Origin of the sequence: Maribacter sedimenticola (assembly GCF_900188415.1) — a bacterium.
In the GTDB taxonomy this organism is placed as follows: domain Bacteria; phylum Bacteroidota; class Bacteroidia; order Flavobacteriales; family Flavobacteriaceae; genus Maribacter; species Maribacter sedimenticola.
The window spans coordinates 393,633-417,846 of the sequence record NZ_FZNV01000001.1 but is presented as its reverse complement, the minus strand read 5'-3'; the positions used below and the strand labels follow the sequence as shown (position 1 = coordinate 417,846).

The 24,214-nt window shown below is 38.9% G+C and carries 22 protein-coding genes and 1 tRNA gene; 15 read left to right on the top strand and 8 right to left on the bottom strand.

The genetic code is table 11. The annotated features are described in order from the left end of the window. Positions 1–79: 79 nt before the first annotated feature. From CHB68_RS01800 to CHB68_RS01785, 4 genes are all read right to left on the bottom strand, one after another. Positions 80–1,138, bottom strand: a complete 1,059-nt coding sequence (locus tag CHB68_RS01800; protein ID WP_089259739.1) for a polysaccharide lyase family 7 protein — start codon at positions 1,136–1,138, stop codon at positions 80–82. 48 nt (positions 1,139–1,186) lie between these two features. Then, complete coding sequence (locus tag CHB68_RS01795; RefSeq protein WP_089258977.1) at positions 1,187–2,188, bottom strand: sugar kinase; 1,002 nt, start codon at positions 2,186–2,188, stop codon at positions 1,187–1,189. A 2-nt stretch (positions 2,189–2,190) separates the two neighbouring features. After that, the gene (locus CHB68_RS01790; protein ID WP_245838744.1) at positions 2,191–4,512 is read right to left on the bottom strand and encodes a chondroitinase-B domain-containing protein; all 2,322 of its coding nucleotides are present in this window, start codon (positions 4,510–4,512) and stop codon (positions 2,191–2,193) included. Positions 4,513–4,640: 128 nt separating this feature from the next. Further along, a complete protein-coding gene (locus CHB68_RS01785; protein WP_089258975.1) occupies positions 4,641–5,126 on the bottom strand; it encodes a shikimate kinase in 486 nt (161 codons plus the stop codon). Between the two features lie 112 nt (positions 5,127–5,238). Here CHB68_RS01785 and CHB68_RS01780 point away from each other — a divergent pair, with 112 nt between their 5' ends. Together CHB68_RS01780 and CHB68_RS01775 are read left to right on the top strand one after the other, a co-directional pair. Further along, the gene (locus tag CHB68_RS01780; RefSeq protein ID WP_089259737.1) at positions 5,239–6,198 is read left to right on the top strand and encodes a sugar phosphate isomerase/epimerase family protein; all 960 of its coding nucleotides are present in this window, start codon (positions 5,239–5,241) and stop codon (positions 6,196–6,198) included. A 20-nt stretch (positions 6,199–6,218) separates the two neighbouring features. Next, a complete protein-coding gene (locus CHB68_RS01775; RefSeq protein WP_089258973.1) occupies positions 6,219–6,947 on the top strand; it encodes a ribonuclease activity regulator RraA in 729 nt (242 codons plus the stop codon). A gap of 43 nt (positions 6,948–6,990) precedes the next feature. Here the strand turns inward: CHB68_RS01775 and CHB68_RS01770 are convergent. After that, a tRNA-Leu gene (locus CHB68_RS01770) sits at positions 6,991–7,070 on the bottom strand. A gap of 189 nt (positions 7,071–7,259) precedes the next feature. Between CHB68_RS01770 and CHB68_RS01765 the strand changes: the two genes are divergently transcribed. From CHB68_RS01765 to pth, 3 genes are all read left to right on the top strand, one after another. Beyond that, positions 7,260–8,201 (top strand): ribose-phosphate pyrophosphokinase, encoded by a 942-nt coding sequence (locus CHB68_RS01765; protein WP_089258971.1) that lies wholly within the window; start codon positions 7,260–7,262, stop codon positions 8,199–8,201. 75 nt (positions 8,202–8,276) lie between these two features. Beyond that, a complete protein-coding gene (locus CHB68_RS01760; protein ID WP_089258969.1) occupies positions 8,277–8,909 on the top strand; it encodes a 50S ribosomal protein L25/general stress protein Ctc in 633 nt (210 codons plus the stop codon). Positions 8,910–8,993: 84 nt separating this feature from the next. Next, positions 8,994–9,623 (top strand): aminoacyl-tRNA hydrolase, encoded by a 630-nt coding sequence (pth, locus tag CHB68_RS01755; RefSeq protein WP_089258967.1) that lies wholly within the window; start codon positions 8,994–8,996, stop codon positions 9,621–9,623. Here pth and CHB68_RS01750 read toward each other — a convergent pair whose 3' ends face one another. Both CHB68_RS01750 and CHB68_RS01745 read right to left on the bottom strand, forming a co-directional pair. Then, positions 9,624–10,310 (bottom strand): hypothetical protein, encoded by a 687-nt coding sequence (locus CHB68_RS01750; protein WP_089258965.1) that lies wholly within the window; start codon positions 10,308–10,310, stop codon positions 9,624–9,626. It lies immediately after the preceding gene. Continuing rightward, a complete protein-coding gene (locus CHB68_RS01745) occupies positions 10,307–14,074 on the bottom strand; it encodes a reprolysin-like metallopeptidase (protein ID WP_089258963.1) in 3,768 nt (1,255 codons plus the stop codon). Before CHB68_RS01745 ends, CHB68_RS01750 begins: the two co-directional genes overlap by 4 nt. 53 nt (positions 14,075–14,127) lie before the next feature. Between CHB68_RS01745 and CHB68_RS01740 the strand changes: the two genes are divergently transcribed. Together CHB68_RS01740 and CHB68_RS01735 are read left to right on the top strand one after the other, a co-directional pair. After that, complete coding sequence (locus tag CHB68_RS01740; RefSeq protein WP_089258961.1) at positions 14,128–15,054, top strand: bifunctional riboflavin kinase/FAD synthetase; 927 nt, start codon at positions 14,128–14,130, stop codon at positions 15,052–15,054. 1 nt (position 15,055) lies between these two features. Next, positions 15,056–16,372 carry an HTTM domain-containing protein gene (locus tag CHB68_RS01735; protein WP_089258959.1) on the top strand — a complete coding sequence of 439 codons (1,317 nt, stop codon included), beginning with the start codon at positions 15,056–15,058 and terminating at the stop codon, positions 16,370–16,372. Between the two features lie 10 nt (positions 16,373–16,382). Here the strand turns inward: CHB68_RS01735 and CHB68_RS01730 are convergent, their stop codons facing one another. Further along, the gene (locus tag CHB68_RS01730; RefSeq protein WP_089258957.1) at positions 16,383–16,766 is read right to left on the bottom strand and encodes a VOC family protein; all 384 of its coding nucleotides are present in this window, start codon (positions 16,764–16,766) and stop codon (positions 16,383–16,385) included. A 79-nt stretch (positions 16,767–16,845) separates the two neighbouring features. Between CHB68_RS01730 and serS the strand changes: the two genes are divergently transcribed. The 8 genes from serS to CHB68_RS01690 all read left to right on the top strand — a co-directional run bounded on the left by serS (position 16,846) and on the right by CHB68_RS01690 (position 24,206). Beyond that, on the top strand, positions 16,846–18,117 hold the full coding sequence (serS, locus tag CHB68_RS01725; protein ID WP_089258955.1) for a serine--tRNA ligase: 1,272 nt from the start codon (positions 16,846–16,848) through the stop codon (positions 18,115–18,117). A gap of 169 nt (positions 18,118–18,286) precedes the next feature. After that, positions 18,287–18,805 carry a Crp/Fnr family transcriptional regulator gene (locus CHB68_RS01720; RefSeq protein ID WP_179213121.1) on the top strand — a complete coding sequence of 173 codons (519 nt, stop codon included), beginning with the start codon at positions 18,287–18,289 and terminating at the stop codon, positions 18,803–18,805. 89 nt (positions 18,806–18,894) lie between these two features. Further along, positions 18,895–19,314 carry a DoxX family protein gene (locus CHB68_RS01715; protein WP_089258951.1) on the top strand — a complete coding sequence of 140 codons (420 nt, stop codon included), beginning with the start codon at positions 18,895–18,897 and terminating at the stop codon, positions 19,312–19,314. Positions 19,315–19,414: 100 nt separating this feature from the next. After that, positions 19,415–20,302, top strand: a complete 888-nt coding sequence (locus tag CHB68_RS01710; RefSeq protein WP_089258949.1) for a VOC family protein — start codon at positions 19,415–19,417, stop codon at positions 20,300–20,302. A gap of 164 nt (positions 20,303–20,466) precedes the next feature. Continuing rightward, on the top strand, positions 20,467–21,042 hold the full coding sequence (locus tag CHB68_RS01705; protein ID WP_089258947.1) for a DUF6515 family protein: 576 nt from the start codon (positions 20,467–20,469) through the stop codon (positions 21,040–21,042). A 107-nt stretch (positions 21,043–21,149) separates the two neighbouring features. Then, positions 21,150–21,695, top strand: coding sequence for a pyridoxamine 5'-phosphate oxidase family protein (locus tag CHB68_RS01700; RefSeq protein WP_089258945.1), 546 nt, complete (start codon positions 21,150–21,152; stop codon positions 21,693–21,695). Positions 21,696–21,715: 20 nt separating this feature from the next. Beyond that, positions 21,716–22,351 (top strand): DUF1801 domain-containing protein, encoded by a 636-nt coding sequence (locus CHB68_RS01695; protein WP_089258943.1) that lies wholly within the window; start codon positions 21,716–21,718, stop codon positions 22,349–22,351. Between the two features lie 70 nt (positions 22,352–22,421). Then, positions 22,422–24,206: a tetratricopeptide repeat protein gene (locus CHB68_RS01690; RefSeq protein ID WP_089258941.1), complete on the top strand. Its 1,785-nt coding sequence runs from the start codon at positions 22,422–22,424 to the stop codon at positions 24,204–24,206. Positions 24,207–24,214 lie beyond the last annotated feature (8 nt).

The window sequence follows — 24,214 nt, the reverse complement described above, 5'->3', positions numbered from 1 at the left end:
ATTGACTTTCGACAGCTTTCATATGATATACAGCCAGTTGTGGACAATTCCGTAATATATTAAGCAAAGTATAACCTGTTTATTTAGGAGCGGTACCTTCTCCTACAGAAGCCTCTCTAAACCAAACTTCCGTGTAACTTCCATTGGCATATTGTTTGGCTATATCTCCATCATAAATCTGGGCACCGGTACTCCAAACCAAGTTATCATCAGGAGATTTTCCGTTAGTTTGGTTATATGCCCCTTGCTTAAAATATTGTATTTCACCCGCATAGGCATTTTCTCGCTCAACACCATCACGACCAATTGCGGCATACAAGTTCCAAATCTGGTCAGGAATTTCAGATTTTGTCGCATAGTCCGATTGCAATAAGTTCTTAGTAAAATTTACGGTCTTATGACCTTCACTTGAAAATGTCAAATACATAATTCCTTTGTACACGTTTATTTCATAACTGAATTCCTCCCCTAGGGCAATACCATCTTCAGGTTCTTTGGGATATGATGTAGCACTTTCTCCCACTACGGACATGTCATAGCCCCATACAGCCGTAGAATAATCCCATCTTTTTGAATTATCTCCCTTGGTATTGATTTCATAATTCCAAAAGACCGAACCTTTGGTATGGCCAGGGAATTTTTTATAGAATATTTTAATAGGTTCATTTTCATGACCTTCGTCACTATGAATTTGTCCAACAACTACAGAAAAGGATGCAGCTACCCTGGCATCACCTGAAGTGGACACGTGCTGTACTTTTAAGGTGCCCGTCAACTTCCCTCCAGTTTCAGGAATCCAATGCTTTTTTTGACCCAGTTCCGTTCTTGTATTACTCGATGTTTTGGAAGTAATACCGGAGTTTGGCGTTTTATAGACCACCCAATTGGTAGAACCGTCGTTTTCAACATAGAAGAAATCCTTCTTTTCATAATCTATAAGGTCTTCAGAACGTGTGCCGTCCCCTAATAAAATCTTCCACTCACCCATAAACGGAATAACATCACTTGGATAAACCGTAGACTTGGATTCCCCAATAACCTTTTTTTTGCTGGGTGCTTCCATACAACCGTTCATGATTATGGCCAGACTAAAAAACAAGAATGAGAATAGAGGCAAACGAATTATTTTGTTGTTCATCATAATATGTGTTTTATTGCTATTCAGCATAAGAACTAGTTCAATAAATTATCTTTTTATGGATCCAGAAGTATCACCTTCCATAAGATCTAAGACATTTTCCAATGACACCAGATTTACATCTCCAGGAACGGTATGTTTTAATGCACAGGCGGCAGAAGCAAAATCCAATGCCTTTTGATCATTAAAATGTAACAAGCCATAAATTAATCCTGCAGCGAATGCATCTCCAGTACCTACACGATCTATAATATGGGTTATATTCAGCATATCGGATTTAATGTACTCAGTACCGTTCCACATTTTACCTTGAATTTGATTGTGCGATGCACTGATAGGTCTTCTGGTTTTCTTGACCACCTTTTTAATATTGGAAAATTGAGATATCAATATCTTTGCCAGGTCATGAAACTTTTCTTCGGGGCCGCCCAAATTGAACATTTCCTTGATACCGTTGCTACTGGTAATGACCACATCACAATGTTGCACCAAATGTGGAATAACTTCTTGCATGGTTTTCCCATATTTCCACATATTGTTTCGTGAATTAATATCTCCAGATACCGTAATCCCCATTTTATTGGCAACCTTAACCGCATCTAAACAACATTGGTACGCGCCTTCAGATATGGCCGGTGTAATACCCGTCCAATGAAACCAATCCGCATCTTTTAGAACTTCCTCCCAATTGACCATAGATGGTTGTATCAATGAAAAAGAGGAACCTTCCCTTTCATATATTACTTCGCTAGGCCTATGCACGGCACCTTTTTCAAGAAAATATTTACCTAACATTTGATCGCCATAAATAACATGTTCCGTACTTAACCAATGTTTGCGAAGAAATTGGGTAGCCGCTTTTCCTAAAGCGTGATCGGGAAAACGCGTTACATGTGAAGCCTTCATTCCTAAATAAGCACATGAAATGGCCACATTGGCCTCACCCCCTCCATAAACCAGCTCAAAAGAAGAAGCTTGTGAAAATTTCTCATAACCCGGTGGGGACAAGCGCATCATTACTTCGCCAAATGTGATTAATTTTTTAGCCATTATTAGTACATTAAGGTTAAGGGTAAGTTCTGTTCCACTACCATTTCTCCAGAATTTTCGATATGGTTATTGGAAAATAAATTGTTCTTTGCGCCCCACAAACGAGCCACCAATTTTACCTTATTATTAGTGAATGTATTTCCAGTTAGGTTTACATTTATGATTCCGTAGGTATTTAACAAGATGCCATTCTCTTCATTTCCCCCACAGTTTTCAAAGGTGCTATTGGCAATTTTAAGATTTCCGCCAACGGTAGATTCATCATAACCTCCTCTATAATAGTCAACCACGTTCTTTGATACATTCTCAAAGCGGCAATTTTCAATATGTATATTTTCTGCATTATAATCACCTCTATCATCGGTCTCCGCAGATAGTTCCAATCCGTTGGCACAGTTTTTAATTAAAGTAGACCTGAAACTGATAAATTCTGAAAAAGAATTTTTATACGCTTTAAGTACATAGGCAAAATTGATGATTTCACAATCCGTTACCGTTAAATTGTATAAGCTGGACATATGGTCCGTTAAAGATGCAAAAGCAAAACCTTTCTGGTTGCCCTCCAAAAGTACATTACTTAAGGTAAGCTGTCCCTTAGGGTTCATTTGAAACAATGGAGTATTTGGGGCACCTTTATAATGCATGCTAATTTTTTTATCCCTATCTAACGCTCCCTTGATCCAAATTTTCTTGTCAATTTTAAGTGAGGAATTCAATTCATAGCGCTCTGCGGTCAAAACAATGGTATCCCCATTTTTTGCCTTTAAAAGAGCGGTCTCCAATTCAACCGTGGTTTCCACATTGAACACGTTGGAACTGGAATCATTGATTTTTACGAGATCAAACCAACCCGGACCGTAGTTAGAACGATCCATTATATTGGGGTTTGTATTTTCAGTATTTGCTATGGCCCCTATTTGGTTGGCACTGGCTCTTGAATTTCCAAATAAATCGTATGCAATCAATTCAAACTCAAATCCATTAAAGGGTGTAATATTGGGGAGTGAGCTATTTGGGACAAAGAGATAATCTTCTTGTTGGGTTAACGCAAAGTTCTCTTGTCTAAAAGCTTTTTCATGATTAAAGGAATTTCCTTGATTATTAATGAGATTACTCTTAAAATTAATTCCATCTAGAGCGTCATGCGCAATAATAGGTTGCTCGTCACCTTGGGTATTATAAACCAAATTATTTGCCACAATGGTACGTATTGGTCTTTCGGACCTAATTTCCGAAGCGGGTAAAATATCTTTTTGATCGATGTTTGAACCCACTCCAAATTGCCATGGTGAAATGCAATTGACCCAAGTATTGTATGCCACCACTACATCGGTTACTTGTAAATACCTATTTAAAGGAGATTTTGGAATGCCGTTCATAACGGCCAACGGACTTCTAAACGTTTTTCCCTTTAGGTTGTAAAAATAGTTATTGGTGACCCAATGCCCGGTTCCGATCAATCTAACTCCGCCAATTTGTTCGGAATTGACATCCCCAATAAAGTAATTGCCGTCTATAATGCAATAATTTCCGTGCCTAGTTACTAAAGACCCTTCACTTTTGTAAAAAACGTTGCTTCTAAACTCGTTGAAGTTAGATTTACTTGAAATCACTTCGACTTCACCATTGCAATGATCAAAAAAGTTGTTGGCCACAAGAGTGTAACTTGGCACCATAGATGTAAAACTATTACCTAATTGGATAGTTTCTGCACTTGGCCCACCTTTGGGAGGTCTGGGGCCAAAATAATTGTTGGTGATTTTATGGTGATTTTTTATGCTTTGGTTCCCCGCCAGATCAACCCTTACCGTAGGCCCTCTATTGGATTTTCCAGCAATATAGCAATGATCTAATTCATTGTACCGCCCATTGAAAAGAACCCAGAGATCCGTTTGGTTTCTTTGGGGCTTATTGAAATCAACAATTGCACAATGGCTAATACGCGAATGATTGGCTACAGTATCTTGGTTGATTGCAAAAGTTATGACAGATGATGTAGTAGAATACCCTTTCGTAAAAAATAGACCGTCCACGACCAAATGTTCCCCTCCAAGCCTTAGGTTGGAATTACCGGTCAATATAACTTCACCTGGTGTTTCTGCTTTAAGCGTTATAGGTTGTTGATCATTTCCATAACCAACAAATTTTATCTCAACATCCGTCCATTCCCCATTGGCCATAATAATGACATCACCCGGTATGGCATTGGCTATTGCGGTATGTAGCTCAGTACTATTTTGTACATAAATACCGGTACTATCATTTTCTTTGCATGAGAACTGCAGAAGAACCAAGGTGATCAATAAGTACGCTTTTTTTATCATTATTATTTTTCCAATATTTTCACTTATTGTAATATGATTATACACTGTTTTTCAAAATGGCAATAAATGTTTTACGCAATGTACTTGAGGAATTTATTTTAGTGTGACATGAATTTCATGCCAAAGCATCAACCATATTTACGTGCTAGATATTTTAAAATGGTATCCACGATGACCTGTTCCGTATTGTCCATATCTACGGTTAAAGCTCTCTTGGGAACCTCAAGCGTCTCAAAATCGGATTTTAACAAAGACACGGGCCTATTATGTTCCTGAATTACTTCAACCCTACGCGATGCGTTTTCAAAAGAATCGTTCATAAATACCCAATCCAATGGATAATCAATAGTTGCGGTCAATGTTTTACGATGCTCTTTCTTTAAAATGGAACAAGAAAGTACACAACCTTTTTGGCTTACATGTTTTAAAATTAACCCTTGCACTTCAGATAGCCATTTGTGAATATCTACAGATTTTTCAGAGACTTCAGCATAGGGCAGCTTATCCACATCATAAAACGGAACATCTAGTTCTTTTGCCAATTGCGCCCCTATAGTAGTCTTGCCAATACCACATACACCTACTAACACCACTATATGATTTGTATTTTTCATGAATTAAATAAATTGGTTTACCAGTTTGGTTTACCAAAAATACATATATTTGTTAGACCCGCAAGTTTTTAACATTTTTTCTAGCGAAAAAATAAAAATCAAGTACGGTATTATGGCAGAAAATAAGAATTTGATATCAAGAAGGCATTTCACAAAAATATCATCCATGGCTATTGGTGGTATACCTTTAATTAATTTTGGCAATCCCCTAAAAAATGAAAATCCAGAAAAGGATTTATCCATACATCTCTTTTCCAAACACTTACAGTTTTTAAATTACAATGACATGGCCGCTGCCGCCAAGGAATTAGGTTTTAACGGATTGGATTTGACCGTTAGGCCAAAAGGGCATGTGGTCCCGGAAAAGGTAAGCATAGATTTACCCAAGGCCGTACAGACAATGAAAAAATACGGGTTGACTCCAAGTTTAATGACAACAAATATTTGGGACAGTACCAATATCAACAATATACAAATATTGGAAACCGCCAGTAAACTTGGTTTTACACATTACCGCACGGATTGGTTAACGTACCCAGAGGAAAGAACAATTTCCCAAAGCCAGATCATCTATGGCCAGCAAGCTGCGCAATTAGAAGTATTGAACAAGAGAATTAACCTAATTGGTTGCTATAAAAACTATGCCGGCAATCATGTAGGAGCTCCTATATGGGACCTACCCCCAATTTTAGAAGCAACGGACAACACATATATGGGTTGTCAATATGATATTAGACATGCTATGGTAGAAGGAGGAAGTAGCTGGGAACTTGGTTTGCGCAGAATTAGTCCGTTTATAAAATCTATTGTCATCAAAGATTTTAAATGGGCACGGGTCAACGGAATATGGAAGCCAGTGAACACCCCATTAGGAGAAGGTATGGTTGATTTTAAAAGGTACTTCACCCTTCTTAAAAAATATAAGATCAACGTCCCGGTTTCATTACATTTAGAATATGATCTTGGAGGAGCTGAACATGGTGCAACTCACCTTACCATAGACAAAAAAGTGGTTTTTGCACAAATGGGAAAAGACCTGCAATTTATCAAGGACACTTGGGATAGAACATAATAACAAAAGGAAAAAAGCCAATGTATCAATTAGCCGATAATACCAGATCCAAATTAAAGAAGATCAGTACTGCCACCGTAGCCACCTGTTTATTTAAACGTGGCCTTAAAAATCAGTATATACAAAATGTAAATCCAGTTAAGTCGGGTAAGCCCACCATGGTTGGTGAAGCATATACCTTACGTTATATCCCAGCGCGGGAAGACCTAAATCCTATTGAAGTTTTTAGGGACCCAAAACATTTGCAACGCGTAGCCGTAGAGGAATGTCCGCCAGGGGCAGTTATGGTTATTGACAGTAGGCAGAATGCAAGGGCAGCTTCTGCGGGTTCCATATTGGTTACGCGCCTAATGGCGAGAAAAGTGGCCGGTATTGTCACCGATGGCGGATTTAGAGATGCAGCAGAAATAGCGGAACTACCCTTTTCCTCCTATCATCAAAGAGCTTCTGCGCCTACCAATCTAACTTTGCATCAGGCTATAGCGATCAATGATCCCATTGCATGTGGCGATGTGGCCGTATTTCCCGGCGATATTGTAATTGGTGATGATGATGGAGTTATGGTAATACCGGCAAACATTGTAGATGAGGTGGCCGAGGAATGCACCCAAATGACTCAATACGAAACATTTGTAATGGAAAAAGTACAACAAGGAAATCCTATAATTGGATTATATCCTTTAGTTGATCCAAAAATATCTGAGGAGTACATAAAGTGGAAAAAAAAAGAATCAATAAATTGTCTTTAGGCCATAAAAAAATCCCTTCTAAATTGAAGGGATTTTTTCGTTGTACTCGAGGTGGGAATCGAACCCACACTCCGAAGAACTGGATTTTGAATCCAGCGCGTCTACCAGTTCCGCCACTCGAGCATAAACACCGTAATAAACGATATTTTTAAATAGGACTGCGAAATTAAAAAATTTTTTTCTTTCTACCACTAAAAATTTCAAACATTTATACAGCTGCAACCAATTTTAATTTTTAAATTTGCACCTCCTTAAAAAACAGGGTCTTCCGTAGGATTGAATCTGCTGCTGAGGTAAATAAGACGAAAAGATATGCCATATCAAGTTCCGGAACCAAAAATATTTGCTTGTACGCAAAGTACGGCACTAGGTGAAAAGATAGCCAAAGCTTATGGCACCACATTGGGCAAAGTCTCTTTTTCCCGCTACAGCGATGGTGAATTTCAACCTTCTTTTGAGGAATCTATACGTGGTACGCGTATTTTCATTATAGGCTCCACACACCCGGGTCCGGAAAATTTAATGGAAATGTTGCTGATGATAGATGCCGCCAAACGGGCTTCTGCACGTCATATTACAGCAGTTATGCCTTATTTTGGTTGGGCAAGACAGGATAGAAAGGACAAACCCAGAGTACCTATTGCCGCTAAATTGGTGGCTAAAATGTTAGAGACCGCAGGGGCTACAAGAATTATTACCATGGACCTCCATGCAGATCAGATACAGGGCTTTTTTGAAAAACCTGTTGACCATCTTTTTGCGTCTACCCTTTTCTTACCTTATTTAAGAAATCTTGGATTGGACAATCTAACTTTGGCCTCTCCGGATATGGGAGGTTCAAAAAGGGCCTATGCCTATTCCAAAGCATTGGATAGTGACGTTGTTGTCTGTTATAAGCAACGGGCCAAAGCCAATGTAATTTCACATATGGAACTTATTGGGGATGTTCAGGGTAAAAATGTGGTACTTGTAGATGATATGGTTGATACCGCCGGTACGTTGACCAAGGCCGCAGACCTAATGATGGAACGTGGTGCAGTAAGTGTTAGGGCCATTACCACACATGGTTTGTTATCCGGCAACGCCTATGAAAAAATTGAAAAATCGCAATTAACGGAATTGATCATAACAGATTCCATACCAATAGAAATAAAAAGTAATAAAGTTAGGGTATTGTCCTGTGCCGAGCTATTTGCGGATGTTATGGACAAGGTGCACAACAATAATTCTATATCCTCAAAATTTTTAATGTAGCAACCAACCATTATGGCAATGGTGCTAACATGGAATTAGAGGTCAAACTATTAATATTAATTTTTAATACATATAATGAAGTCAATTACAATTAAAGGATCAGAAAGAGAAAGCGTGGGCAAAAAGGCAACGAAGGCCCTACGTAATGCTGGAAAGGTACCTTGCGTGGTATACGGAGGGGATAAACCATTACATTTTTCAGCGGATGAACTAGCGTTCAGAGACTTGGTTTACACTCCAAATGCACACACAGTTGCAATTGAACTGGACGGCGGAGCTTCTCTAAAAGCTGTAATGCAGGATATACAGTTTCATCCTGTAACCGATAAGATCATACACATTGATTTTTATCAATTATTTGATGATAAAGTGGTTACTATGGATATTCCTGTACGTTTAGTAGGTAACTCTCCAGGTGTACGTAACGGTGGACGTTTATTGTTCAGAAAACGTAAACTTGCCATTAAGGCCCTACCGGACAAATTACCGGATTTCTTTGATATCGATATTTCAAAATTAAAAATCGGTCAAAATATATCTGTATCATCATTATTGAATGATGATTTCACGATCTTACATCCAGATAACCAAGTTGTTGTACAAGTTAAAACTGCACGTACCGCAATTGTTACGGATGATGAAGATGAAGAAGGAGAAGAAGGAGCTGAGGGTGCCGAAGCGGCAACTGAAGAAGCTACCCAAGAATAACTTCTTATTTCAAAAATTACAAAAAGGCATCTCGATATCCGTATTGAGATGCTTTTGTATTTTTGACCCTAAAATAAAGTTTAAATGTTCCATTTTTTAAAAGGACTTTTTAACAAGCGCTCAAGTGTTCATAAAGAAGAGGACCCAATGAAAAAATTTTTGATTGTAGGTCTTGGCAATATTGGAGATGAATATGCCGAAACCCGACATAATATAGGTTTTAAGATATTAGATGAACTGGCAAAGGCCCAGGAATTTACTTTTGAAACCGCCAAACTTGGTGATATAGGTACGTTCAAAATCAAAGGAAGAACGGTTATATGTCTAAAACCCTCTACCTATATGAACCGTAGTGGAAAGGCATTAAAATATTGGATGGACAAGGAAAATATTCCCCAGAGCAACCTATTGGTCATAACCGATGACATTAACTTGCCTTTTGGAACCACACGTATAAAGACCAAGGGCAGTGATGGCGGCCATAACGGATTAAAAGATATTCAACAACATTTACAGACCCATGGCTACAACCGGTTCAGGTTTGGGGTCGGTGCCAATTTTGGCAAGGGTAGACAGGTAGATTATGTTTTGGGACAATGGAACGAAGAAGAACGTGATCTAATATCGGAACGCCTCTCCAGATCTGCAGAGGTAGTCAGTGCATTTGTCCTTAGCGGTATTGCCCGTACCATGAACCAATACAACAATACTTGATTACAGCACCTTAAAATTATATATACCGGAATTGGACTTGTTTCCTTCAGCATCAATAACGACCACACTCCAATAGTAGACCGTGTCCGAAGCTACGGAAACTTTTATACTGTTTACGGAAGGTTGTAAGGAACGAATTAAATCCGTTGGCGGAGTTTCCACGGAAAAATACACCTCATAGTTTACGATATCGTTATCCAGATCGGATGCCGACCATGAGAGGACCACTTCATTGTTAATGTCCTTAAATACATTTTCAGATGAAGCCGGACTAACTATCGTAGCGGGAAAAGGTGCAAATGTAGTATTGGAACCTGCATTATAAAAATGCCAGATTTCACTAGATACGGTCTGTTCTACTTGACTATTCTTTGAACGGACCAACCATGAATACTGTTTACCTTTTTCCAGGGGCAGCGTGGCGGACGTATTTGCGGATATTATGGTCTGTACCGTACCGGTCTCGGTATTGGTGACCCTTAGCTCATAGGTTTCCGTATTATCTGCAGCGCTCCAATTGAATTCCACCTGACTTTTTTCCTCTCCCAGACTTACCCCGGTCGTACATTCGGAATTTTGCTCCGGAAATAATAACAACACCGCTTCAGGTGGTTGTGGACTTCGTTTTTTCTTGCATCCGGTAAAGGAGAGCATCAAACAAAGAATTATGGATATGGCGCGCTTCATTGCTTAATTATTTTTAAGGTTCCTTTGGCGGTAGCCCCTACATATTTTATATAATAGATTCCTATGGAAAACGCACTACAGTCAAATTCTATCCTGTTTAATTGTGGAACATAGGTATCACTTGATATCAACCTACCATCCGCACTAAAAACCTGTACAAAAACTTGTTCCTGTTCGGCCCCAAAATAAATATTAATGCTATCGATCACAGGGTTTGGAAAGACAATTGCCTGCTCACTGAAAACCAATTCTTCCTCATAAGTACCTTGACAGGCCAAATTGGTAGTCACCTTAAAAGTATTGAGACCTTTTTTTAAACTTAATGTTACGGTAGGTTCATTGGTCATTAAAATTTCATTGTTATGCGTAATGGTATATAAGGATGAACCAAGCAAGGAAAAAGTGATTTGACTGCCATCCAAAGCCAGTTTAGATGTTACATTGAGCGGCGCAGGCTCCGTAATTTGGACCTCTACGCAATATTCCTCATAAGTAATAATCCCATCCGTACCTACAATACATACCGAGTACGTGCCGGATGCCAAATTGGCCAAGTTAAAGGTGTTGGAAAAATTTTGAACAAGTTCTACACCATTTCCGGTAACAGTTGCTTGATAATCCAAGGATAACTTGGGAGTAATGGTAATTGAGCCATCATTATTGTCACTGCACGTTTCGCTATCTATCCTAACCGTAAAGTTTTCACTAGGAAAACGATATACTGGACAACCCGATGCATTTACCTCTTGGCCCAATGGTGTATCCAGACATAAATCGTCTCCATCGTCAAACACGCCGTCCTGATCATTATCCGGCCTAAAATCACCTTCCACACAGACTTCAAGTAAAAAGGTATTCAATTTACCGCCATCAGAAGGAGCGTTATCGCGAACCTCCAAGATCCATTCCCCTAAAAGGGACTCGCCATTAAAGGAGCTTAAACTCCCCAATGGGCTTACGACACCACTAATACCTGGCTCCGGACTACAGATAAAACTGGGCGCATCATCATCAAAAGTGGCTATAATATTCCGCGCCTCACCACATGAACTGGAAACCAACGTAACCTCGGTACCTTCAGGTGAGGTAAGGGTAATTACCAAATCTGCCAAAAAAGTATGTTCAATATCAAGAATGACATTGATATCCGCAATAGGCAAATCTTCATAAAAAATTATTTTAGAGCTTATTACGGGAGTTCCGCTACTGGAAATAGCAATGGGCAAGCCCGCAGTGGCTTCTTTCGTGGTACAGTTAAATTGTATGGTCGTAAAACTGAACGGCGCACTAAAAACTCCTTCCCCACAATCATTTTTGGGTCTAACACGCCAAAAATATTGGCTGTTATTGTCCAATAATACCGGTTTATAGGAATTAGAGGCTACCGTTGCCGTTTCAACAATAGCGGTAAAATTGGTATTGGTTGAAATTTCGATATCGTACAAGGTGCTGCCTACTTGATTCTCCCACTGCAATTCCGTATCTATGGACGCATTTTCCAAACCGTCTACGGGAGCAACTAAATTTACCAATTCAAAAGTATCGTCATAAACCCTTAACAACAAGGTAATATCTTTGGTGACCGTTGCCGAACTTGCAACAATTTCTATAGGATAAATACCTTCGGCCAGCGTTGAAACACCCTCAAAATCCAATAATACAGAAGTATCCGTATCAGTTGCGGTAGCGGGTGTAAAAGTTGCGGATAGGCCATCTGGCAGGGAGGGCGTACTAAACGTGCTTTCCTCGTTAAATCCCAAATAGGTTTCATAGGTAAAAGGTACGTTGATATCCTGTGGCTTACAGACATCAAATTCAACCTCGTTAAAATCCAACACAATTTCGGAAGGGGTTATGGAAAAATCGGTACCATTAACAGCAAAAAAAACATTTCCGTCCGCTTTGACCATAATTCTACCGCTATCCGTATCTATACTAGGTACTATAATCCTTTGACTACCATCGTTCAGTACATTTTCGGCCAATATGGTCGGGTAGGTAAGTCCGCCATTGGTGGACAAATAGATCGAAACGGTCTCTGCCGCTACAGGTGCAATATTGGTATCGGCGACATCCCACGTAATGACCTGTATAGATCCTGCCACCAAAGATTCTTCAGTATTTAGCGAAGTGACCGCAAAAGGGCCGGCATCATTAATTACCGTTATACTCATTTCATCAGAAACACTCTGCCCACCATTTAAAGCATTGTCACGCACGGTCAAGGAAAAATTTAAGGACCTACCAATATTGGATACCGTCTCCCAGGCATCTCCCCTACTGGGCAAGACCTGTGTAAGCTGGCCGCTCAGTACTCGGTTAAGGTTTGGAAAATACCGTCTCGGCAAAATACTAGGCGGCAATGACCTAAAATTGGCCCCTGCTGGATTATTAGGTCCAAAAGTAGCTTGGGTAACAACCCCATTGTCTATTTGCTCCCAAGTATAACTCAACACATCCAAAGTATCCGGGTCAGTTGCCGCCCCATTCAAAACAAAGGCCGTACCCTTTGGTATGTTGTAATCCTGTAAGGGAGATAAAGAAGGGGGCACATTGGCAATAGACTGGGTTTGCCCACAGGAAACCGTTCGCAAATAATCCCTAATTTGCGTTATACTGACATAATGAAAATAATCATTGCTATTACTGGCTACATTGTTATTTCCCGTAATACCCGCATAGCCCATAATGGTTGTACCACTTGCCGGTTCTACCTGTACATTTGTACCTTCCGAAATATGAGAGAACGAATGGTTTGCCCCAAATTGATGGCCCATTTCATGAGCGACCAAATCAATATCGAAGGCATCACCGGTCGGTGATGACAGTGTAGAGTACGCACTACCCTTTCTCCCGTTCTTACATACAGCTCCAATAAAACCGGAATTACCGTCCAAAGTGTTTTCCTGTTGATTGAACAAATGTCCAATGTCATAATTTAAATCTCCTATAACATTGGTCAACGTACTTTGTACCTGGGAACTTAAACTACCGGTATAAGGATCATTTTCAGGGTCGGTATAGATTACATCATCCGTATTGTCTATCAATTGTAAGGATATGGCCAGATCACGCTCAAAAACACCATTGACCCTGGTAAGGGTAGCATTGATTGCGGACAATGCATCTGCTTTGGTACCCCCATGGAATTGAGTGTATTCCCCAGACGCGGAAATAGCGACCCTAAATGTGGTCAATGTTTGGTCATCTACCAATTTAGCCGTCAAATTCTGGGCGTAATCCATAACCGTAGGCATTGTTTTACAAATAAACTGTAGATCACTTTTGCTCTGCTCCGTCCTTCGGTATAAAATATATGTATCGTCCTTGGTCTGCTGCATAAACAGGGCTTCCTCTTCGCCTACTTTATTGAACATGCTCTGAACACCTTTTGGTGACACACTAAAACGTACCTGCAAGCCGGCACGGTCTACAGCAGTACCCTTATAAGATTTAATGGATGGATATTTTTGGGCCAAGGCCTTTGAGAACAAGGGTATCTCTTCTACATGAAAGGGAATTTGATTGCCCTGTTCATCTGGAAAATAGATGACATTGGACTTTTTATTGGACATTAAGGCTTGGGTGAACAGTGTTTTGTTCAAGACAAATGCCTTACCTTTTTCCACCTGCAGTCGTTGCTTGGAAATCTGTTTGTTGGCCGTAGATAATTCGGTTTTTTCCCAGTATGTACTTTGAGCTACCCCGGAAAAGGAAAGAAATACTATGGTAATTGAAAAAACTAGGCGTAATTTTGCAACCATCAGGGGGCTTTTATCTCAGAATCAAATATAAGTCTTTTTATTTTCTATCATAGGTGATTACAGTTCGCAACATTTCCACATATCATGAAAAACATCCCACGGTCATTACCATTGGTACATTTGACGGGGTACATATTGGTCATCGTAAAATACTGGATAAAATCATAAACCATGCCAAGCCTACGGAATTAAAATCGTCCGTACTCACTTTTTTTCCACATCCAAGAATGGTTTTACAAAAAGATGCGGATATCAAACTTTTGAACACCATAGATGAAAAAATAATGATCTTGGAACGTTTGGGTCTTGATGTGTTGATCATTCATCCGTTTACCAAGGATTTCTCTAGACTTACCGCAACGGAATTTGTACGGGATATATTGGTAAACACCTTGAACACAAAGAGAGTCATTATTGGTTATGACCACAGATTTGGAAGAAACAGAACGGCCAACATTACCGATTTGATAGCATTTGGCAATGCTCTGGATTTTACAGTAGATGAAATACCTGCACAAGAAATAGATGATGTTTCCGTGAGCTCTACCAAAATACGTAAAGCGTTGGAAGAGGGCGATATTACCACGGCCAACAATTACTTAGGATATGAGTATATGCTGACCGGCACGATCTCCAAGGGAAAAGGTATTGGAAGACAATTGGGTTTTCCCACAGCAAATCTTACGATTGCGGAAAATTATAAACTTATACCAAAAAACGGAGCATATACCGTTAAGAGCACCTTAATGGGAAAAACGGTCTATGGCATGATGAACATTGGATACAATCCAACCGTAAACGGCACATCAAAGTCCATAGAAATTAATTTTTTCGATTTCAATGCCGATCTCTACGATAAAAAAATTCAAGTGGATATTTTGGCCCGTTTAAGGGACGAACATAAGTTTGAATCTGTAGATGCCCTTAAGTTACAATTGGCAAAGGACAAAGAACGTTCCATACAACTTATTCGGAAATAAAATGCTGAACAGGGTATTGTTTCAACGTATGGATAATAGCCCCTTGATCATCTTCCGTATTTTTTTTGGAATCCTTATTTCATTGGAAAGTTTTGGGGCCATTGCTACTGGATGGGTAAAAAGAAATTTAATAGACCCCACCCATTTTTTTCCCTTTATAGATTTTGAATGGTTACACCCCATACCGGGAAATGGCATGTACTATTATTTTGTCATTATGGGCATTTTGGGCATTTGTATTGCCCTAGGGCTAAAATACAGAGTAAGCATGATTGCTTTTACCTTTATGTGGTCTGCCACTTATCTAATGCAAAAAACAGCTTACAACAACCATTATTATTTGCTTATCCTTATTTCTTTACTCATGTGTTTTTTTCCAGCGCATAGAAGTAGATCTGTGGATGTAAAATTGAATCCAACTCTTGAAGCCAATTCAATGTTCGCTTATGTTAAGTGGTTTATTGTTTTACAATTGCTTATCGTATACACCTATGCTTCCATTGCAAAAATGTATGGCGACTGGCTAGATTTTAGCATGATCAAGGTATTGATGCAGCCAAGGAAAGATTATTGGTTAGTTGGTGAATTGCTACAACAATTGTGGGTGCACAAAATTATAGGCGTAGCAGGAATTGTATTTGACCTTCTGATCATCCCCGCCTTACTTTATAAAAAAACCCGAAAAACAGCCTTTATATTATCCATCTTTTTTCACCTATTTAATTCTATTGTTTTCCAGATAGGTATTTTTCCTTACTTGGCCTTGGCGTTCAGTGTATTCTTTTTTGACCCAGAAACCATAAGGTCTATATTTTTTAAATCCAAAACACCTTACGTACCAACCGTTTTATCCTCTCCAAATTACAGAAACGGCCTATTAATGGTCGCGGGTCTATATTTTCTGTTCCAGGTACTGTTACCGGTAAGACATTATATTATTGAAGATGATGTATTGTGGACAGAAGAAGGACATCGTATGAGCTGGAGGATGATGCTGAGGAGCCGTACTGGAAAAGGCAATTTTATGGCCATAGACGAGCACACCAATGAGATATACCGGATTGACCCAAAAAATTACTTGACCAAGGCACAACTGCGCAAGGTTTATTCATATCCGGATTTTGCTTGGCAATTTGCCCAGTATATCAAAAACAATTTCAAGAAGGATAATAAAGACGTTGCCATATTTTTAAAAAATTCGGAAATAAGTATAAACGGTAAGCCCTATAAACCATTTATAGACCCCAAGACCAATTTGGCCAAGGAGCGCTGGAAACCCTTTAAGCATCACACTTGGATTCTTCCATCCAACCCATAATTAAACCAGATCAAGGAAACTTGACCGTACGCTGACAAAGCTGAAGCGGCAAACCCCAAGGATCGCGCAACATGACCAAATGGCTACCGTCATCCTTAAAGACCTCTTCAAAAAAGCTTGCTCCGGCAAGCAGCAAACGTTGTTTATCTTCCTCTGCGTTCCCGGAAACAAAAGCCACGTGAAATGTCAAGGGATGCCTATTGCTAAAATCCTCTGCCAATTCATCTTCCCGAGTGTAGAACTCAACCACTACCCTACCGGTACTATCTGCCAGAAACGTCATAAACGGAGCTTCCTTTTGCTGATTATCTATTGTCAGTCCCAAATGGCTGCAATACCAATCAACAACCCCGTTAATATCCTTTACATTTATTGCGAAGTGTTCAAAAATCATAGTAATGAAAGTTTAGGGATTAAAAGTATCCAATTTAAATAGAAGATTAACGTAAATTTGCACTCAAATACGACCTAAAATGTTACAATTACAGACCATAAGGGATAATAAAGATGAAATTATCCTTGCCTTGGAAAAGAGGAATATTGACGCCAGACCAATGTTGGACAATCTGCTTCAACTTGATGAAAAAAGACGTACGGCACAAACGAAATTGGATAATGTATTGGCAGAATCCAACAAAATTTCCAAAGAAATAGGTGCTCTGTACAAGACCGGTAAGGCTCAAGAAGCAAATGCACTAAAGGAGCGTACGGGTACACTAAAGGAAGAGTCCAAACAATTGGGAGAAGAATTGAGCCTAGCGGCAGATGAATTACAAAGTTTATTATATCAAATTCCCAATACCCCGCATACATCTGTGCGCAAGGGGTCAAGTGAAGAGGACAATGAAGAGGTATTTAAAGAAGGAGACATTCCCGCATTGGATACCACTGCCTTGCCACATTGGGAATTGGCAAAGAAATATGACATTATTGATTTTGAACTAGGGGTAAAAATAGCAGGAGCGGGTTTTCCGGTATACAAAGGAAAAGGCGCACGATTGCAACGTGCTTTGATCGCCTATTTTTTGGACAAGAATACTGAAGCCGGTTATACAGAAATACAGGTGCCACATTTAGTGAACGAGCTTTCCGGTTATGGTACAGGACAGTTGCCGGACAAGGAAGGTCAAATGTACCATGTAACAGCAGATGACCTATATTTGATTCCTACGGCAGAGGTGCCCGTTACCAATATTTTTAGGGACGTCATCTTAAACCAAGATGATTTTCCAATCACCTACACGGGCTATACCCCTTGTTTTAGGAGAGAAGCAGGTAGTTACGGGGCACATGTTAGGGGCCTGAACAGACTACATCAGTTTGATAAGGTTGAAATTGTACGTGTAGAACACCCCACCAATTCATATAAGGCTTTGGATGGTATGGTTGAACACGTAAAGGGTATACTGAGAGCGTTGAAACTCCCGTATAGAATTCTTCGCCTATGTGGAGGGGACCTTGGTTTCACCTCTGCATTGACCTTTGATTTTGAAGTGTTCTCCACCGCGCAGGACCGTTGGTTGGAAATAAGTTCTGTATCCAACTTTGAAACGTACCAAGCCAATAGGCTCAAGTTAAGATTTAAGGACGAAAACGGAAAAAGTCAGCTGGCCCATACATTAAACGGTAGTTCTTTGGCCCTACCACGCGTATTGGCAGGTATCCTAGAAAATTATCAGACTCCGGAAGGAATTAAAATTCCAGAAGTTTTGGTACCGTATTGCGGTTTTGACATGATAGACTAGGGTAACTACCGTTCATACCATATATCATTTAGTATCTTTAGAAAGCATTTATTAGGTGATGCTGGAATATTTTTTCCATTCTTGTTATATTCAGTGAGATATGGTTTTCATTTTTAACCCATATGTTAATGTATCTATTACGGTCAATTTGGTATCCTAAATACACAGCGTGAAGAGTATAGATTTAAATAACCTTGAAACCGTTGAAAAAGGGCAAATCCTTTTAAAGCAAGGAGAAATTGCCAAATATGGCTATTTTGTTAAAAGTGGATGTCTTAAAAGTTATGCCATTGATAGTTCCGGCAAAGAACATATCATGCAATTTGCGCCAGAAGATTGGCTAATTACGGATTTGGATAGTTTTACCAATCAAGTTCCCTCCCAAGTAGGAATAGAGGCCATAGAAGAATCAGAGATTTTTGTGCTATCCAGATCGGAATATTCGGACATTACAAATTTTGACGAGGAAGATATCACCGAAATGGCAATTAAGTTCAGGAATAATTTAATAGCATCGAACAAACGTATAATAGGTTTATTAAGCGCAACTGCTGAACAGCGATATATTGATTTTACCGAAACCTACCCCACTTTAGTTCAGCGCCTACCGCTAAAATTAATTGCCTCATATATAGGTGTTACACCGGAATATCTGAGTGATATTCGTCGTAAGATTGCACATAAATAACCTATAGTAATTTCTTAAGGTATCTTATTTTTCATTTGCGCATAGTAGTACAACTTTGCTGCATAGTAATTTTATAAATACGTAAAGAAATGACAGACCAAAAAAAGAACAAAGCAATGCATATAATATTATGGATTGCACAAGGATTATTGGCCGCAATGTTTATTATGGCAGGACTTATGAAAGCTTCACAACCTATTGAGGCACTTGCGGAATCATTACCATGGGTAACCTCAACACCGCAAGCGCTGGTGCGCTTTATAGGTATTAGCGAATTGTTGGGCGGATTGGGTTTATTAATTCCATCCATTTTTCGTTTTAAACCTTACTTGACCGTATGGGCGGCACTAGGTCTTGCCGCGGTTATGATCTTGGCCGCAATTTTTCATGCTTCAAGAGGAGAATTTTCAGCAATTGGCATGAATATAATCATTATGGGCATTGCACTTTTTATTGCTTGGGGCAGAAGTAAAAAAGCACTCATTTTGCCTAAGGCACACCAACAATAATATCATTGAATATTGTAAATGATGCATCGGAAATGGACATATAAAAATTTTCGGTGCATTGATTTTAATATATGGATGTAAATTTTAATTGACCAATTCAATGCAGAGAACTAACGGCGGAGGCAATCCAAAAAATAAACTTGCTACGTTTGGCCCGGTACATATCAACAATATTGACCTTGAGAGGTCTACCTATTTTTGGACAGAAATAGTAGGTATGCAACTTAGGGGGACCAACAAGAATATTGCTGAATTTGGTACGGAGAAAAGAACATTGGTCGTAGTTCATGAAAAGGCCAAATTTCCATTTCAAAAAGGGTACAGCGGTTTATATCATTTTGCGGTTCATGCACCCAATGAAGCTGAATTTGCAAGTATGGTACATAGACTGAACATTAAAAAATATCCGTACTCCCCTACCGACCATACCGCATCTAAATCCATCTATCTAGAAGACCCGGATGGAATTACCATAGAATTTACCTTAGAAACCCCAGAACGCTTAAAAAGAGTGATCAGCGAAGGTGGAATTTGGATGGAGGGTACAGATGGCGTAATACGATCAGCATCGGAAAGATTAAATCTAGATGAAGTAATGTCCGCATTGCAAGTCAATGACCTTCATAGATTTATTGCTTCTGACACCTATATTGGACATATTCATTTATATGCCAACAATGTTCAAAAATCCAATAGGTTTTACAAAAAATTAGGCTATACCGAAGCCAACAATTTGCCCCAATACATGTTTGCGGATTTAGGGGATGGTGCAGATTACCAACATAGGATAGCCCTAAATTCGTGGCACGGTAGCAACAGACCATTGGCTCCCAGTGAAAATGCCGGCTTAAACCATTTTCAACTATATTATACAGCTAAAGAAAAATTAGAGCAAGCATTACATAGTATAAACTGGTATGAAAAAACCATCAACGGCTATAGGGTCGTTGATCCTACCGGCAACAAAATATGTATTGGTATTAATTAATGTAAGGGGTAATTGTTCCGGAAGAATTATGACATCTATAAAGCATGGTGATTTTAAACGGCTAGACATTACTTATAGAATCTTGCCAAACCTATTAAAGTTTACTTAAAAATTAAACCATCTAGAAAAAACATGGTCATACAAGCATTATAAAACCATGTATTATGAAAACAACATTAAATAGTATTCCAATTATTTTAGCGCTCATTATGCTGGTTTCGTTTTCAGAAAAGACATATGCGCAAAATTCAAGACGAACCGGTAAGACCGTAATTATCAAAAAAGATAATCCACGTATACCAAGTAGCCGTGTAGTATATAAAAAACCTAAAAAAAAGATTGTAGCGGTTAGAACGTTACCCAAAAGAACAACAATTGTACACAGGGGCAACAATTATTACTATTCGGGAAATAGATTTTACACCTATTCTGGTGGAAGATATATTGTAATAGCCCCAAAAGTTGGCTTTAGAATACAAACGTTGCCAGCTGGCTTTATTAGAATAAATAGACCGTCTAGAACCTATTATTGGGCCAATGGTGTTTATTATGCCCCAATTAATGATCAATATGAAGTTGTTGATCCAGAAATAGGAACGGTAATCCAAGAGTTGCCAGATGGCTACGAACGTGTGGAAATAGATGGGTATACATATTATGAATTTTCAAATGTACTTTATGAAGCTATCCAAATAAATGGAACTAGGGCCTATGAGGTGGTTGGTTTTGTGGATCAATAAACATACATTCATTCAGTTAATAACGGCTTTAGTTCATTTTGGATTAAAGCCGTTTTTATTACCTTGGTTATTTACTTCATCTAACTTCTTAGAAATTAACAATACCTATGGGCAAGCAACTGGACAGTATTACGCCTCAACTACAACAGTTCATTGAGCAACAAAAAATATTCTTTGTAGGTACGGCTGCCGCTACAGGTAGCGTAAATGTATCTCCAAAAGGAACAGATTCATTTAGGGTTATAGATGCCAATACCATTGTATGGCTAAACTTGACCGGTAGTGGAAATGAAACTGCCGCCCATTTACTTAAGAATAAAAGAATGACCATCATGTTCTGCGCTTTTGAAGGAAAACCTATGATACTACGCCTTTATGGAAAAGCAGAGATTTATCATAAACGGGATAATCAGTTTATGAAATACGAAAAACTCTTTCCAAAAAATATTGGGGCCAGGCAAATAATTGAAATGCATGTAGAACTTGTTCAGACTTCTTGCGGATTTGCTGTACCCTACATGGATTATAAAGAAGAAAGAACTACTTTAAATGATTGGGCAAGCAAACAAGGAAGCAAAAATATTGAAGCGTATTGGAAAAATAAAAACACCCAAAGTATTGACGGTTTTGAAACTAATATAATGTCCGATTAATGTAATACCCCCCTAAACACATGATTAAAGAGGTAGATGATTATCTAGATGGTATAAATAAGTGGCAATCAGAGCTCAGGGAGCTAAGAGCAATAATTCTTGAGTGTGGCCTAACGGAAGCGTTCAAATGGAAACATCCTTGTTATACTTATAAAAACAAGAACATTGTGCTACTGCATGGGTTTAAAGAATATTGTGCCATCTTATTTTATAAAGGGGCACTTCTTAAAGACCCTAACAACCTCTTGATTCAACAAACCCAACATACACAATCTGGTCGCCAAATCAGATTTACACATGTTGGAGAAATACAAACGCTACGGCAAACGATCAAGGATTATATCCTGGAAGCCGCACAAAATGAGGAATCTGGAAAAAAGGTTCAGGTGAAGAAAGTGACGGACTATCCCGTTCCCAAGGAACTTACCCAAAAATTTTCCGAAGACCCCAATTTGGAAACTGCGTTCAACAGCCTTACCCCTGGGCGCCAAAAAGGTTATTTATTACATTTTTCACAACCTAAACAATCCAATACCCGCAGCAATAGAATTTCCAAAAACACACAGCGAATACTAAATGGAAAAGGATTAAACGATTGTACCTGCGGTCTTTCCAAACGAATGCCAAATTGTGATGGTTCCCACAAACAACTTTAAAATTAGTAGGTTTGTTTAGTTGTCATCAGCCTTATAAATTGAACTTTGTACATTCTATGTATCTTTGAATATGCGAAAAATATTTTTTTTCATAGCCTTTTTCGCCATGATGGGCATGGCATGGTCCCAAGATGATTTTTTGGCAAAACAATATTTTGCCGATGGTGATTTTGAAAAGGCGGTCGTATTCTATGAAAAATTGGTAGAGAAAAATCCACGTAGAACAGAGTACGCACAGGATCTGGTTTCTTGCTACCAACAATTAGAGCGTTATATAGATGCCGGTGATTTCCTAAGGAATAGGTTGAATGAGAGAAATCCCTATCCCACGCTTTTAGTTGATCTGGGCTATAACTATGCCTTGCAAGAATTAGGGAAAGAGGCAACCATTTACTATGACAAGGCACTTAATATTATACAAAAGAACCCTAATTATGGTTACGCCATAGGATTGCGGTTTCAAAACTACAGCTTATTGGACTTGGCCATACAGGCTTTTAAAAAAGCCATGCAATTAAACCCGGGCTTGGATTACAATTATCAATTGGCACGTATTTATGGTGAACAGGGCAAAATAGAGGATATGTACAATGCCTATTTGAATTTGGTAAGTGAAGGAAAAACATCCAAATCAAATATCCTTAGAAGTATTGATGATTTTATATCTGAGAATGCAGAGGACCCCAACAATATTTCCTTTAAAAAAGTACTCTTGGATAGGGCTCAAAAAAATCCGAATATTCTTTGGAACGAGTTGCTGAGTTGGTTATTTGTTCAACAAAAACAGTTTGGCAGTGCGTTTAGACAGGAAAAAGCAATTTACAAACGTATTGATGGTAATTCAACCATGAGAATGGAAGGTTTGGGAGAACAGGCTTTGGAAGAACAGGATTTTGATGTAGCAAAAGATATCTTTGAGTTTATCATTGACAATACCAATGACGAGGTTACGCAACTGAACGCAGAATTACATCTTATAGATATAGCGTTGAATGATTCTAAGGTCAATCTTGACAATGTTCAAAATACATACGAAACCCTAATAGATAAATATGGCTACAGACCGCAGACACTGCAACTTCAGGTAGCCTATGCAAAATTTCTGACCTTTAAAAAAAACGACCCCAAACCAGCGGAAACCCTATTGAAAAATAGTTTAGACCTTCCTTTGAACACCAGGGGTACCGCCTATATTAAATTAGCATTGGGAGACATATTGGTATTCGATAAAAAATTTAATGAAGCACTGATCTATTTTTCCCAAATTCAACAAAAACTAAAAAATGATGTTTTAGGGCAGGATGCCAGATATAAAGTAGCCCAAACCAGCTTCTATAAAGGAGATTTTGACTGGGCCCTTACCCAATTAAAAGTACTACGCGGCTCAACATCCCAGTTAATTGCCAATGATGCCATGCAGTTAAGTCTGTTAATTTCCGACAATTCCTTGGAAGACTCTACCCAGACCGCCTTGAAAAAATATGCGCGGGCAGATTTTCTTGCCTATCAAAACAAAACAACGGAAGCTATTACGGCCTTGAATGACATCCTTGAAAACCACAAAGGTGAAAAAATTGAGGACGATGCTTTGTTTAAACAAGCTCAGTTACTGGAAACGAAAAAAAAATATGAGGAGGCGCAGTTCAACTATCAAAAAATTATCACCTTTTATAATAAGGGAATATTGGCTGACGATGCGCATTTTGCCTTGGCCGAACTTTATAGAAAAGAGTTCAAGGACAATATAAAGGCCAGGGAACATTATGAGCAAATCATCTACAACTACCAAGATAGTTACTACTTTCCTCAAGCCAGAAAGAATTTTAGAATTCTCAGGGGAGACGCCATTAACTAAAAGTTTAC